Here is a 12,981-nt window from a genome sequence, read left to right on the forward strand (position 1 = left end):
CGCTTTCCTGCAGGAGCGCAACACCTACCTTTTCCAACCATGCTTCTGAGGGAACTGCTGTTACTGTGAGTCGGTAGCTTCGCTCGATCTAGTGAGGATATCCGCGAGTTCCTCGCGGTCGAACAGCTGTTCGCCTTCGGGAATTCTAATCCCAGACCTTTTGTGCTAGGAGGAGTTCCTTTAGCGGGGTATGAACGAGTTACGCACTGGATTGAGTTATGGCGACGTTCTTCTCGTCCCGAAACGATCACCGGTCGACAGTCGGAGCGACATCGACCTCTCAACGCCGCTTACTCCGACCGTCGAACTGGACACGCCGCTCGTCTCCGCGGCGATGGACACCGTTACGGAGGCAGAACTGGCAATCGAGCTTGGACAGTCTGGCGGATTCGGGGTACTACACCGGTTCCTGACGCCCGAGGAACAGGCCGAGCAGGTCGAGCAGGTGACGGAGGCAGGTGAACAGGTCGGCGCAGCCGTCGGCATCAATGAGGATTACGTCGCACGAAGCGCGGCCGTGATTACGGCCGGTGTCGATGCGCTCGTCGTTGATGTGGCTCACGGTCACCTCAACCGCGCGCTCGACGCCGTCGAAACCCTTGCAGACGAATTTCCTGACGCCGATATCATCGCTGGCAACGTCGCGACGCCAGCGGGTGTCGAAGACCTCGCTGCCGCCGGGGCCGACTGTGTCAAAGTCGGTATCGGACCCGGGTCCCACTGTACCACCCGGAAGGTCGCGGGTGCTGGCGTCCCCCAACTGACCGCCGTTGATGACTGTGCCACGGCCGCCGAAGACCTGGATGTCACTATCTGCGCGGATGGCGGGATTCGCACGTCCGGTGATGCGGTGAAGGCCCTCATGGCCGGGGCAGACACCGTAATGCTCGGGAGCCTCTTTGCCGGCACAGAGGAGGCCCCCGGTGTTGTCGTTGAAGTCGATGGGACGCGGTACAAGCGGTCACGCGGGATGGCGACCACCGCGGCGGCCGAGGACCGTGATGACAAGCAGAACAACGTCAGCGCCGACGAAGGCGTTGAGGCACTGACCCCGTACAAAGGCTCGGTCGCTGCTGTGGCCGAGGAGTTCTGTGCTGGCATCCGCTCCGGGCTCTCCTACTGTGGCGGGCATACCATCGCTGCGGCTCGCGACAAGGCGGAGTTCATTCGTGTCGCCCAGAGTGCGAAAGAACGCGAAGGGTTCCACACGGACCACGATTGGGAAGGCGTCAACGTGGAGAGTGAAGCGACACAGGTCCGCGACGCCGGCACCGAGGCGACAGTCGACAGCGACGACTGAACTGCTAGCAGGCTGTTCCAGAAGCGCGCCGACCCACCGCTGTCGGTGTAGCCGCCGTCGTTACTCGCTGTCTCCACCAGTCGCTGCCGGGCCATCGTCCGCTTCCTCAGCGCTCTGTAGCAAGAGATCGGTCCCGGCTGCGGCGACCATCCCGACACCAACCGCGCGCAACTGTCGGCGATACGCTGGCTTCACCGTGAGCTGGGACGCGTTCTCGAAGTTCTTCCCGATCATACGCTTGATAAGTTTGACACTGATCTGTGGGAAGAGCGCAGTTACGACGCCCTGAACGAGTACCACTGCCGCACTGAGTTTCCGGTTCTTTTGACTGCCCATCATACGTATAACTATAGTTGCAAGTGGGATTACCATTGCGCCTAATCCACTGCCGTGAGAAACGTAGAAATTGTTTTACCTCCCTTACAGCGAGCCAGTAGCTCTAGTACTCCGCAGGCTGGCTCTCTGTCTACCGACAGCTGTCTAATAGTGGCTTCTATCTGTCATTTCTGCATCGACCGTACTACGCCGTGCGGTCGTCCCGACACCCAGTTACAGCAATCAGTATGAAACCACACCGCTGGAACTCACCGAGTTGGATGCTACTCTCCAGACCTACGTCTTCGCCCCTCTCAGGCGTCTTCAGAGTTTCTCCAGAGCGTCTCCGGACCCGTTAGTTATCGTCTGTGCTAGCCGATGACTTCTGCACCTGCACCGCCGAATGCTTATATTCTGGAATTTCGGCGACAGGGTCGAGGGCATCGCCGGTCAGGGCGTTTGCGAGCGGATCCAGATAGTGGAACGTACAGAACACGACCCCGGGCCGAATAGCCGCCGTCACGGCCGCCGACACCGTCACTCTGCCGCGCTCGCTCTCGACGACGACAGTATCGCCGTCCTCGATATTCCGAGCGGCGGCATCGTCCGGGTGGATTTCGAGGACGTCCTCTCCACGCATTCGCATAAGTGTCTCCGACCGGCGGGTGAGCGCGCCGCTGTTGAACTGCTGGAGCGCGCGCCCCGTCGTGAGGACGAGTTGCTCCCCGGAGACGGCATCGGCTGGCGGCGTCGGCGAGACCGGGCGCAGCGGCGCGGTTTGCTGGCCCGAAGCGAACGTCTCCGTGTGGAGAACGTCGGTGCCGGAATCGGCGTCCGCCGGGAACGGCCACCGCTGGTAGCTGTCGCCGATGCCGTCGTAACTCATGCCGGCGTACAGCGGATTGACCCGCGTTAGCTCTTCGAACACCGCTTCCGGACCGTCGTAGTCGAACGCGTCTGACTGGCTGACCAGCCGCTGGCCGAGGCCGGTGAGGATGTCGAGGTCACGGCGAGCGTTTCCGGGCAGGTCAGCGTTCGGCCGCATCCGCATCACCCGCCGGTCAGTGTTGGTCACCGTCCCTGCCTTCTCCGCCCAACTGCTTCCCGGGAGCACGACATCGGCGTGGTCGACGGTCGCTGTCTCGAAGAGGTCGATGACGACGCAGAAATCGAGGTCGTCGAAACCGGCCCGGACAGAACTGGCGTTCGGTTCCGTGACAGCCGGGTTCTCACCGAAGACGACTGCAGCTTTGACGGAGTCACCGAACTGGTGTGTTGCAGTCGTCTCCGTCAGGCCGGGCTCGCTCGGCGGTTCGACGCCCCACTCGTCGGCGAGACGCTGTCGGGCATCCGCATCAGTAACGGGCTCGTATCCGGGGAGCACGTTGGGAAGCGCGCCGACGTCGCCGGCCCCTTGGACGTTGTTCTGGCCACGGAGCGGGTTCACGCCCGTGCCCGGGCGACCGACGTTGCCGGTCAGCAGCGCGAGGTTCAACAGCGCGTGCACGTTGTCGGTCCCACACGTGTGCTGGCTCATCCCCATTCCGGTGACAATCGCCGCGCTATCGGCCTCGGCGTACGCCCGGGCTGCCCCCCGAACGGTTTCCGGGTCGGCGCCGGCCACGTCGGCACCCGACCCGACGTCGACATCATCGAGATGTGCTGTCAGGTCCGCATAACCGGTCGTCCGTTCCTCGACAAAGGACTCATCGACGAGCCCCTCATCGAGGACGACCTTCGCCATCGAATTGAGCAGTTGGATATCGTATCCGGGGCGAACGTCGAGGTGGATGTCGGCGGCCTCGGTCGTGTCTGTCTCGCGCGGGTCGATATGAATGAGCGTGGCGCCGTTGCGAATCGCCGGTAGAAAGTACGAACGGAAAATGACAGGATGCTGTTCGGCCGGGTTCGCGCCGGTGACGAGCAGGCAGTCGGTTTCGGCGAGGTCATCGAGTGTGTTCGTCATCGCCCCGGCACCGAGGCGCTCGCTCATCGCGGCCACGGTCGACGAATGACAGAGACGAGCGCAGTTGTCGACGTTGTTGGTGCCGAGCATCCGCGCAATCTTCTGAAAGACGTAATTCTCCTCGTTCGTGCAGTTCGATGACGCGAAGAACTCGACGGCGTCTGGCCCGTGCTGGTCGATGACTTCCCCGAGCTGGTCGGTCACGCGAGAGAGGGCGGTCTCCCAGAGTGCGGTGACGAAACGCCCATTCTCCCGGACCAGTGGCTCGGTTAGCCGGTCTTCGTGTTCGACTACGTCGAATGCGGCTCCGCCTTTTGGGCATATCTCTCCTTTCGTGTTCACTGGCCCCGCTGTGCCGGTCGCCTTCCCGTTGCCCGCGTACTGTATCGTACAGCCAACGCCACAGTACGGACAGACTGTCTGCTCGGCCCGGGGATTTCGGTTCTGGTCGGTGCCCATTTCTATGTAACATAGTAGAAGCGCAGCTACAAGTAGTCAGGCGGTAAAACGTGGGCGATTTTATCACCGTGAGGATACCCATACCACTCGGACGCTGTCAGAGCTGGGGTCTGGACTGGTGTGGCTGGCCCTGTGTGCAGGTGCGCCGCCAGTTTCGAGAGCCACACCACATACTGTAATGGGACCTCGCTCGTAGTGCCGGTAGATGCGACCAGCTCTGACGACTGTGCAAGTTTTCGCGCTACTCGCGGTAGCTCTCAGTACACTGGTCTTCGCTGCGTCGTTCGCCGTCGACACCACCAGCGCCCGCCCCGAACCAGTGGCGTTCGATAACACTGTGCAACGCGGTGTTACGGCGGCCGACGAACAGATCGCCCGGAATCGGAGTATCAGCGTCCCCCGCGCGCAAGTCTTCTACTCACAGTACCGCTACGTCGTCAGCTACGTCGGTATCGGTCAGGCCGTGACCGCGCTTACGGAACCGGGCCACGAGCAGCAGTTCGGCTATCCACTTGCGGTGTACGTTTCAGACTACAGTGACAGGCCGGTCAGGTGCGGCGACGATGGCTCGCTCCGGACCGCCACACCGCCGGACTGGGTCGAAGCCAATCAGGCCCACTACGTTGTCGATGGCTCGGCGCGAGTCCCGTCCGGACCGGCAGTTGTGCCCTTCGCTGACCGGGACGATGCCGCGGCGTTCACCGAGACGTGCGGCGGGCAAATAATCGACTGGGAGACGCTCAAGACCTACTCGTTTGACCTCAAACAGGCGGCAGCAGTCCGAGAACAGGTTGGCCCGCGACGAAGCGATGCGGACGCCACTGTACAGGCGGCACGACAGCACCGAAACCGACCTGTCTCGGTCGAAGTTGGAGCAGACGCCCCGACGGTTCAGGCCGCCGTCGATGCGGCACCGCCGAATACGACCGTCGTTGTCCCGGCTGGCACCTACAACGAACAGGTGATGATAGACAAGCCACTCTCCCTCAGCGGTCCCGGAGCGACGCTTGACGGGGGCGGCAACGGAACTGTCGTGACCGTGACTGCCGACCGCGTCGGCGTCACTGGGTTCGAAATCACTGGCATCGGCAACACGACGGTCGGCGACCCGACACAGAGCAACGACAGCGCCTGGGACGCCACCGTCACGACCGCCTACGGCAACAGCGATGCCGCCGTGACCGGCCGGAACGCGTCCGGGCTCTACGTTGCGAACATCACTGTCGAGACACCCGCCAGCGGCGTCGTGCTGCGGCGGACACCCGGCGCGGTCGTCGAGAATGTCACGGTCAACGGGACGGCAGACTGGCAGGACGGGTTCATGGGCGTTATCGGGATGCACGGCCCGATTGTCGTGCAGGATTCGGTCTTCAACGGCGGGCGTGACGGCGTGTACCTCCACCGGGCCGATGGGACCGCCGTCCGGAACAACACGTTCAGGGACAACCGCTTTGGCGTCCACCTGATGTACACCTCCCGGTCGCTCGTTTCGGACAACGTTGCTCGGGGACAGGAGTACGCCGGCGTCGTCGTCATGACGAATCCCGTGGCAAACGCCATCGTCGGGAACGACGTGCGCCACTCCGGCAGCGGCGTCATGTTAGCCGGGTCCCGGAGCTATATTGCGCACAACGTGGTAGTCGACACTACGCAGGCGATGTCGACAAACGCCGACCGGTCACTGTACGAGCACAACGTCCTCTACGGGAATGACATCGGGGTGCGGGCCTCAACAGTCGTCCCGTCGAACATCGTCACCGAGAACGATTTCATCGCGAACGACCGTCACGCTATCTCGGGACCGGGGCCGCTGCGCGTGTACACGCACGACGGCAGGGGGAACTACTGGAGCGGCGCGTACGATCTCACTGGCGGGACTGGCCCGGTGTTGGCCCAGTCCTACTCGCCCACCGATTCTGTCGACCGCCGTCTCCACCAGACCGACGCTGCGGTCGTCCTCAGGGCGGCACCGAGTGTCCGGGGGCTCCGGGCGCTCCGCGGCACCACGCCCGGATTCCGCCGGGGCAGCATTGTCGACAGGGCTCCGCTGGCAGACCCTGCGAATCCTGAGACCGTCAGGCGTCTTCGAAACGAGACATCGATGGAGGGGGCAGCATGACTGGCGAGACGTACCTCACGGCAAACGAAATCACAAAAACGTACGGTGATGTGACAGCCGTCTCGGAAGTGTCACTCGACGTGCCGTCCGACGCCGTGACCGGGTTCATCGGCCCGAACGGGTCCGGGAAAACGACGCTTCTGCGCATACTTCTGGGCGTCGAGCGACCCACCAGCGGCACCGTCTCGTACAGCGGACCTGATGCCGAGCGGCAACTGGGTTACCTGCCACAGCGGCCGACCTTCCGGCCCGGGTTTAGCGTCCGGGAGACTGCCGCGTTCTACGCGGACCTCGTCGACGACGACCCGGACCGACTGCTGGAACGCGTCGGCCTCGAAGAAGTGGCCAGCCGCCCCGTGTCCGGGCTGTCCGGGGGCATGACGCGCCTTCTGGGAATCGCACAGGCGCTGGCCGGCGACCCGCCGATTGTGATGCTCGACGAACCGGCAAGCGGGCTCGACCCGGCAATGAGCCGACTGATATTCGACATCATCGAGTCGATTGCCGACGCCGGTCGTGCCGTGGTTCTTTGCTCGCACGAACTGCCGCTCGTCGAGGAGACAGCCGACAGGCTGGTAGTCCTTGAATCCGGCCGTCTCGTGCGGACTGGGTCGGTAGAATCGCTTCGGGAACAGACCGGCGGGCCGCTCCACGAGACGTTCACAGCGCTTCTGGAACAGGACCGAGCCACTATCGCTGCGCCGGAGGGAGAGCAGGCATGACGGAGGGCAACCGGTTCTGGACCGTTTTCGTGCGGGAAGTCCGCAGTGCGGTCAGGACACGCACCTATCTCGCACTCGGGCTGGTCACGGGGATTGTCCTGTTCGGGCTCGCTCATGCCGGTGGCGGCCCCGCCGGCGGCTACGTTCCCACCGTCGTTGATACACTCGTTGCCGTCGAAGTCCTCGTACCGACGCTTGCCTTCGCTGTCGGCTATCGCGCCATCGCCGACCCCGCCGTCCGGGGAGAACTCGACATACTTGACACCTACCCGCTTTCGACGTGGTCGTACGTCGGCGGGGTGTACGCGGGCCGTGCCCTGCTGTTGCTCACCATTGTCGTCGTCCCGTTGCTGGCGCTGGGCATCAACGTAGCGACGACTGCAGGACCGGAGACGACGGTGTTTGCGAGCCACCGCGGTGTCGATTCCCCGTTCCTGTTCATCCGATTCATCGCACTAACAGTCCTGTACGCGCTCTCGTCGCTGACTATCGCGTTCCTGCTGTCAGCGCTCGCCGGCAGCCGGGGCCGAGCACTCGTGCTTGCACTCGCCGGGCTGCTTGTCCTCACTGTCGGAAGTGACCTCGCGGTGTTCGCGGCGCTTGACACCGGCGTCACCACGGGCACGCTCGGCGGCGCGCTCGCCATGACGCCGGCGGGGGCGTACCGCGGCCTCGTGTTCGATCAGGTCCTGTACGTCGCTGTCCCGGGCCGCTCAGCGTTCGTCCCGACGTGGGTCGCCGCCCTCTCGCTCCTGTTCTGGTGGGGACTCACGTTTGTGGGGGCGATGCTTGCGACGGATGCGGCCTGATACTGACGGCTGTAAGCCCGGAAAGAATGACGTCCTCTGAATATCCCGCAGTAGTTACGGCCGAGAGTAGCAGTTCAGTCGTCGTCCGAGGCGGCTGCGAGCCCTTCGTCGACCAGCCGCGTGAACCGGTCGATGAGACGGTCCGTAAGCGATGGTCGGACCACCGCGAGCAGCCGCTGTGTCGCGTCCGGATCGCTCAGAGCCACGACAACACGCCCCCGTTCCCCGTACGACTTTTCGAGTATCGCCGCGTCGGCCAGTGCCGAAACGTGCCAGGAGACAGTACTCCGGGCGACGCCCAGTCGGTCGGCCAGTTCGTCTGCCGACAGGGACTCCGCTTCCAGCAGATGTAGAAGAATCGTCCGCGCGGTCTCCCGCCGGGCAAAGGCAAGCACACGTCGCTCCCAGGGGTCGTACTCCCGGCTGTAATAGTGCGTTTTACCCTGAATCTCTTCGGCGACGATATCGCCGGCACGGCGCAGTTTCCGCAGGTGATACTGTGCCTGCCCGGTCGCAATATCGAGGTCGGCCGCAAGTGCGTTGAAATGGACTCCCGGTTTGGAATCGACATGGGAACGCACTTGCTCAGTAACCGTGGACATAGTCTTCAAGATAGCTTTCCACCCACCGAGACAACAGGGTATCGGGCGTTCTCACCGCGTGGGAACTCGCCTACATCCCGCCAACCAGTTCTCGCGATATGTCTTCTGCGGGGAGGGTCTGACCGCCGTACTCTTCGGCAAATGACTCGGCGTCTGCGCTGTCGCTAAACGGAACGATAGCCGTCCCCATCGCGCCCTCCACGTCGGAGTTCGCAACGACGGTGAGTTGCCCCACCGGCGCGAACGCCTCGGCCTCCAGATGCCGGGAGATAATTGTCTTGCCCCCGTCGGTCCGAATCTCGTAATCGGTTGTGCTGTAGTCGGTCAGGAACGTCTCCGCGGGGGTCCACCCCGATTGCTCTTTGGCGAATCGGTGGCGATACGTGCAGGTCGTACTGCAGAACCGTGCCGGCGGGTCGTGGCCCTCGGGCGTGTTGTCTTGGTAGTACGTCTGGCCGACCGGACCCGGGTGCTGGTCGATGACCATCCCACACTGGTCACAGTTCTGGCCGCTTTCGATGCTGACCGGGTCGATTTCTTCACTGTTTCCCAGGCATCCAGAGAGTGACACGACTGCCACAGTCCCAGTCCCGGTCAAGAAGCATCGCCGTGTGAGGCCTGTTGCATGTTCAGACATACTAGATGCTACGCTGAACGACACCAAATGGTTCATGGTGCGACCGTCGAAACGCGGTCAGTCGGGGAGGCTCGGCGGCGCGACTGAATAGATCGCACTCAGTACCAGTAGCGCGATGAGGAAGTCGAACCCGTGTTCAGTGAGGTGGTGTACGACCATTGGGACAGCACCGAGGACGGTCCCGATGCCGACCACAGACCGAAATACCAGCAACCCGATAGCGACGGTCAACAGCACGTACGGCCGCGACCGGCGGCGGTATGTACTGACTGCGGCGATGGAAAACAGCGCCAGCGTTCCGAGCGCAGAGAGGCTCAGCACGGCGATCAACAGCGCCGTTTGACCGGGGCCGATCCAATCAGCCGTGGGTTGGAGCATCTTTCAAGAGTACGTTTCGAGCGGTCGCACTGGAATCGGTTTCGGTCGCAGTCGCTGTCGCGCCTGAATCCCAGTCTAGGATGTGTTCTGGACACCGATATCCCAGTGACTACCCGTTCGAACAGGTGTGTGGTCCTCTCAGGTCGCCACCAGAACCGGGCGTCCCGCGTTCTGGACGACCCGGTCGGTCACACTTCCGATCTGGTCGCCTTTGCTGTGGGAATGGCCGTGGTATCCGAGCACTATCAGGTCGGCGTCGACTTCGTCGGCATAGCTGATAATCTCCACGTACGGTTTCCCGTGGCAGCAACGAGTCGTGACCTCAACGTCAACTGCGTCGCCTCTTTCGGCGACTTCTGCGAGTTCATCGTTCCCCCATTCCTCGACCTCGATGGTTTCCAGCTCCATACTGCTCAGGGCCGGCTCCGCGTGTCGGTCCGTGTCGACAACGAAGACGGCGTGAAGCTCGGCACCGTGTTGCTCAGCCTGTTCAAGTGCGTGTGTCGCTGCGCGGTTCGCGTCAGCGCTCCCGTCGGTCGCAACCACAATCGTGTCGTACATACTAGAGTAAGGGGCGCCATCCTATTTCAATCCGCTGACGAATCTCAAACGATAATAATCTGTTGTCACATACTGCGGCCGTCTACAGATCAGCGGCTAGATTTCGTCGAGATGCTGTCTATCGAGCTTTCAAGAGCGCATACGGCCTTTTGTCATGAGCCAGCGCAGTCATGGTTCGATATTTTCCCGAAAGTCGGGCGCCAATCCGGTCTGTCGGATACCGGCAAGCTCCGTTATCTCGAACTCGTAGAGTGCGACCCCGCCGGAGGTGGTAGCCGTCTGGAGCGTGTTGGGCCGCCAGGCGTTCTGTGTCATCGCCGTGATCTCCGACCAGTCGTCCTCTGGCACACTGCTGATATCGCCAGCCAGCATCACGCTCTGCCACTCAAACGCGGTGTCGATGTCATAGACGAGAAACCGGCCGCGGCCGGCCCGCTCAGTCAGTTCCGCTTTCTGACTTGATTCGCCCAGCAGGTAGGTGAAATACAGGCACGCCCCGTCGTCAAAGCCATACGATAGCGGCAGCAGATACGGAACATCTGCCGTCGGAAGCCCCAGAACTCCGGTTGAGTGTGTCGCGAGAAATGCCTGAATCTCGTCCTCGTCCATCTGTTCGAGTCCGTACTCCGCTAGTTGGTCGATTGTCATAGGTCGCGTCTGATCATCCAGTTACGTATCACGAATGCAACCCCACGCTAAAAAAAGTAGAGCGGGCGATTCAGGGCAGTTTGTCATGTGGCAGAGACTGCTGGACCGACAAAACCGCCCGTTACTCGTCGACCGGTAGTACGTATGCCCACTCATTTTCATGCAGTGGGAAGTTTCATGCGCCTCTATAGTGTCGGAATCCCAACATTAGCGCATGGACTACGATGAGTTCACCGGTGAAATACAGCACAGGCTCGAACTACCCGGCACTGGTGAGGCCGTTCGTGCGATTCGCGCGACACTGCTGCCGCTGGGACAGCGCATCCCGGAGGAAAACGCCGAGGACTTTGCCGCCTCGCTCCCGATGGAAATCAATTGGTACATGACCGGTGCTGTCCACGACCACGGCCAGCGGTTTGACTGGACGGAGTTCGTCGAGCGCGTTGCCGACATAGAGGGTGTTGACCCGTCGGACGCAGCGTATCACGCACGCGTCGTTGTTGACCTGACGCACGCTGTGGTTCCAGCCGCTGACTTTCAGGACCTCCGTGACCAACTGCCTGAAAGCGAGGGCGCTGAAAACTGGCGTGAACTCTTCAGAATGGTTGATGCCGGTGGCTGGGGTGAAGCCGAAGAGGCGCAAACTGGCGGTGGCCCGCAATAGTTCGCTGAAGACTATCAGATGGACAACCAGTAGCCCATCTCATGGTATTTTCCAGATGACTATTTTTCTGATACATTCTGCTCTTCTCTGTCCGATTGTTTCGTTCGCTCAAACTCTGGGAGACATACCAACAAAAACTGTTGTAAACGCGTGCGAGACACTCGAGACGCCGCCCTCAACAACTGGATTTCTAATAGCGTGAGAATCGCGACTGCAGTTTATTTACTGACAGCAACAAGGTGTAAACACAGCGATGTTTAATTCAATTCTGGTTCCGACCGACGGCAGCGAACACGCGACCCGGGCCGCTGAACACGGGGCAGCGCTTGCACGTGCGTTCAGCGCGAGCCTGCACGTCATGGCTGTCATCGATACACGAACAGCAGGCGGGCCATTCAGCGGCGGCGATCTCGAAGACGAGACACTCGACCGCATGACGGCCGACGCCGAAGACACAGTCACGGCCATCACAGACGCAGTGGACGCCGCTGGAGCGATACAGACGACTATCCGCACGGGTAATCCCGCCGACGAGATATGTGCATACCGCGACGACCACGATATAGACCTGATTGCAATGGGCACACACGGTCGCACAGGTGTCGGGCGATATCTCGCCGGGAGCGTGACAGAGAGCGTTGTTCGGCACGCCGATGTCCCCGTTTTCACTGTCCGCGTCACCGAACAGAGTCGCAAGACCGACTCCTACGATGATATTCTCGTCCCGACGGACGGAAGCACAGCCGCAACAGCCGCTGTCGAACCGGCCTGCGAGATTGCGGCGCAGTTCGATTCCCGCCTTCATGCTCTGAACGTCGTCAATCTTGGCGATGTTGCGACCGGTTCGGAATACACGTTGCCGACAGACCTGATTGATATGCTGGAAGCACAGGGTGAGAAAGTCACCGAGCGGATTGCAGCGCGAGCCCGCGAATCCGGCGTCGAAACTGTCACACAGGTCGTCGATGGATTCCCGGCGGCGGATATCCTCGATTACGCCGAGGAGAACGACATCGATCTGATAGTGATGGGGACGGCCGGTCGAACTGGGCTCAATCGGTTCATCATGGGAAGCACGACAGAACGGCTCATCAGACACGCCGACATGCCTGTGCTGGCAGTCAACGCCCGAGACCAGCGTGTCGACGAGGCCTGAAACAGGGACACTCGTTTCTGTCTGTCAGCGTCCGACTGCGTACGCTGTCCGCCATGTCCCCAGCGGGGCGGCAGGCAGATACGACACGACCATGCACTTATTGTTGTTCCTGTCGTGACAATAACTATGTCCGCGGAAAACCCGGTTACGATGACCGACGAGGAACGGGACGCGCTTCTGGACAACGGGGGGACGGGCGTCCTCTCGCTCGCCGACGGTGACGCGCCGCCACACTCGGTTCCGGTCTCATATGGGTACGACACGCCGACCACCATCTTCTATTTCCGGTTGGCTGTTGGGACGGAGAAGTCGAAAGGCGAACTCAGCGACCGTCCAGCGACCTTCGTGACCTATCACGAGACGGAGACCGGATGGCAGAGTGTGGTCGCCAGCGGTCGACTTGAAGACATCGAGCGGGAAGGAATCGAGACGGAAACGCTAGCGGGGCTCGAACACGTCGAAATTCCGATTATCGACATCTTCGAACGCCCACTCCGCGAAGTGGACTTCGGATTCTACCGTCTCGTGCCGGATGACCTCACGGGACGGACCGAACCCTAGTGCGAGACGGCCCCCCACGAATCACTCATCACTGGGGGTTACATTACACGATTTCAGGACTCACCGTCACATCGGCGTCTCGAA

General features: G+C 61.7%; 14 protein-coding genes. 7 read left to right on the forward strand and 7 right to left on the reverse strand.

Going from position 1 to position 12,981, the window contains the following annotated elements; translation table 11 throughout:
* Nucleotides 1–190: 190 nt before the first annotated feature.
* The gene (locus G9463_RS09615; protein ID WP_007188435.1) at nucleotides 191–1,300 is read left to right on the forward strand and encodes a guanosine monophosphate reductase; all 1,110 of its coding nucleotides are present in this window, start codon (nucleotides 191–193) and stop codon (nucleotides 1,298–1,300) included.
* A 60-nt stretch (nucleotides 1,301–1,360) separates the two neighbouring features.
* On the opposite strand, the gene G9463_RS09620 is transcribed toward G9463_RS09615, so the two are convergent.
* Together G9463_RS09620 and fdhF are read right to left on the reverse strand one after the other, a co-directional pair.
* Nucleotides 1,361–1,639, reverse strand: coding sequence for a hypothetical protein (locus G9463_RS09620; protein WP_165896576.1), 279 nt, complete (start codon nucleotides 1,637–1,639; stop codon nucleotides 1,361–1,363).
* Between the two features lie 331 nt (nucleotides 1,640–1,970).
* The gene (fdhF, locus tag G9463_RS09625) at nucleotides 1,971–4,040 is read right to left on the reverse strand and encodes a formate dehydrogenase subunit alpha (protein ID WP_165896577.1); all 2,070 of its coding nucleotides are present in this window, start codon (nucleotides 4,038–4,040) and stop codon (nucleotides 1,971–1,973) included.
* Nucleotides 4,041–4,245: 205 nt separating this feature from the next.
* Between fdhF and G9463_RS09630 the strand changes: the two genes are divergently transcribed.
* The 3 genes from G9463_RS09630 to G9463_RS09640 are packed head-to-tail and all read left to right on the forward strand — an operon-like array spanning nucleotide 4,246 to nucleotide 7,690.
* On the forward strand, nucleotides 4,246–6,159 hold the full coding sequence (locus tag G9463_RS09630) for a NosD domain-containing protein (RefSeq protein WP_165896578.1): 1,914 nt from the start codon (nucleotides 4,246–4,248) through the stop codon (nucleotides 6,157–6,159).
* The gene (locus G9463_RS09635; protein ID WP_004965665.1) at nucleotides 6,156–6,881 is read left to right on the forward strand and encodes an ABC transporter ATP-binding protein; all 726 of its coding nucleotides are present in this window, start codon (nucleotides 6,156–6,158) and stop codon (nucleotides 6,879–6,881) included. The genes G9463_RS09630 and G9463_RS09635 overlap by 4 nt, the downstream gene beginning before the upstream one ends.
* Entirely contained in the window at nucleotides 6,878–7,690 is an 813-nt protein-coding gene (locus G9463_RS09640) for an ABC transporter permease (protein ID WP_165896579.1), read from the forward strand. The genes G9463_RS09635 and G9463_RS09640 overlap by 4 nt, the downstream gene beginning before the upstream one ends.
* A gap of 74 nt (nucleotides 7,691–7,764) precedes the next feature.
* On the opposite strand, the gene G9463_RS09645 is transcribed toward G9463_RS09640, so the two are convergent.
* From G9463_RS09645 to G9463_RS09665, 5 genes are all read right to left on the reverse strand, one after another.
* Complete coding sequence (locus tag G9463_RS09645; protein ID WP_007188442.1) at nucleotides 7,765–8,292, reverse strand: helix-turn-helix domain-containing protein; 528 nt, start codon at nucleotides 8,290–8,292, stop codon at nucleotides 7,765–7,767.
* 70 nt (nucleotides 8,293–8,362) lie between these two features.
* Nucleotides 8,363–8,929 (reverse strand): nitrous oxide reductase accessory protein NosL, encoded by a 567-nt coding sequence (locus G9463_RS09650; RefSeq protein ID WP_165896580.1) that lies wholly within the window; start codon nucleotides 8,927–8,929, stop codon nucleotides 8,363–8,365.
* 57 nt (nucleotides 8,930–8,986) lie between these two features.
* The gene (locus G9463_RS09655; RefSeq protein WP_004965673.1) at nucleotides 8,987–9,307 is read right to left on the reverse strand and encodes a hypothetical protein; all 321 of its coding nucleotides are present in this window, start codon (nucleotides 9,305–9,307) and stop codon (nucleotides 8,987–8,989) included.
* 138 nt (nucleotides 9,308–9,445) lie between these two features.
* A complete protein-coding gene (locus G9463_RS09660; RefSeq protein WP_007188444.1) occupies nucleotides 9,446–9,868 on the reverse strand; it encodes a universal stress protein in 423 nt (140 codons plus the stop codon).
* Between the two features lie 168 nt (nucleotides 9,869–10,036).
* Entirely contained in the window at nucleotides 10,037–10,516 is a 480-nt protein-coding gene (locus G9463_RS09665) for a pyridoxamine 5'-phosphate oxidase family protein (RefSeq protein WP_004965677.1), read from the reverse strand.
* Nucleotides 10,517–10,730: 214 nt separating this feature from the next.
* On the opposite strand from G9463_RS09665, the gene G9463_RS09670 reads away from it, so the two are divergent.
* The 3 genes from G9463_RS09670 (at nucleotide 10,731) to G9463_RS09680 (ending at nucleotide 12,897) form a co-directional block, all read left to right on the forward strand.
* Complete coding sequence (locus G9463_RS09670; protein ID WP_004965680.1) at nucleotides 10,731–11,180, forward strand: DUF2267 domain-containing protein; 450 nt, start codon at nucleotides 10,731–10,733, stop codon at nucleotides 11,178–11,180.
* A 253-nt stretch (nucleotides 11,181–11,433) separates the two neighbouring features.
* Nucleotides 11,434–12,336, forward strand: coding sequence for a universal stress protein (locus G9463_RS09675; RefSeq protein WP_165896581.1), 903 nt, complete (start codon nucleotides 11,434–11,436; stop codon nucleotides 12,334–12,336).
* Between the two features lie 126 nt (nucleotides 12,337–12,462).
* Nucleotides 12,463–12,897 carry a pyridoxamine 5'-phosphate oxidase family protein gene (locus G9463_RS09680; protein ID WP_165896582.1) on the forward strand — a complete coding sequence of 145 codons (435 nt, stop codon included), beginning with the start codon at nucleotides 12,463–12,465 and terminating at the stop codon, nucleotides 12,895–12,897.
* Nucleotides 12,898–12,981: the final 84 nt, after the last annotated feature.

It is taken from the genome of Haloarcula sp. JP-Z28 (assembly GCF_011440255.1).
Taxonomy (GTDB): Archaea; Halobacteriota; Halobacteria; order Halobacteriales; family Haloarculaceae; genus Haloarcula; species Haloarcula marismortui.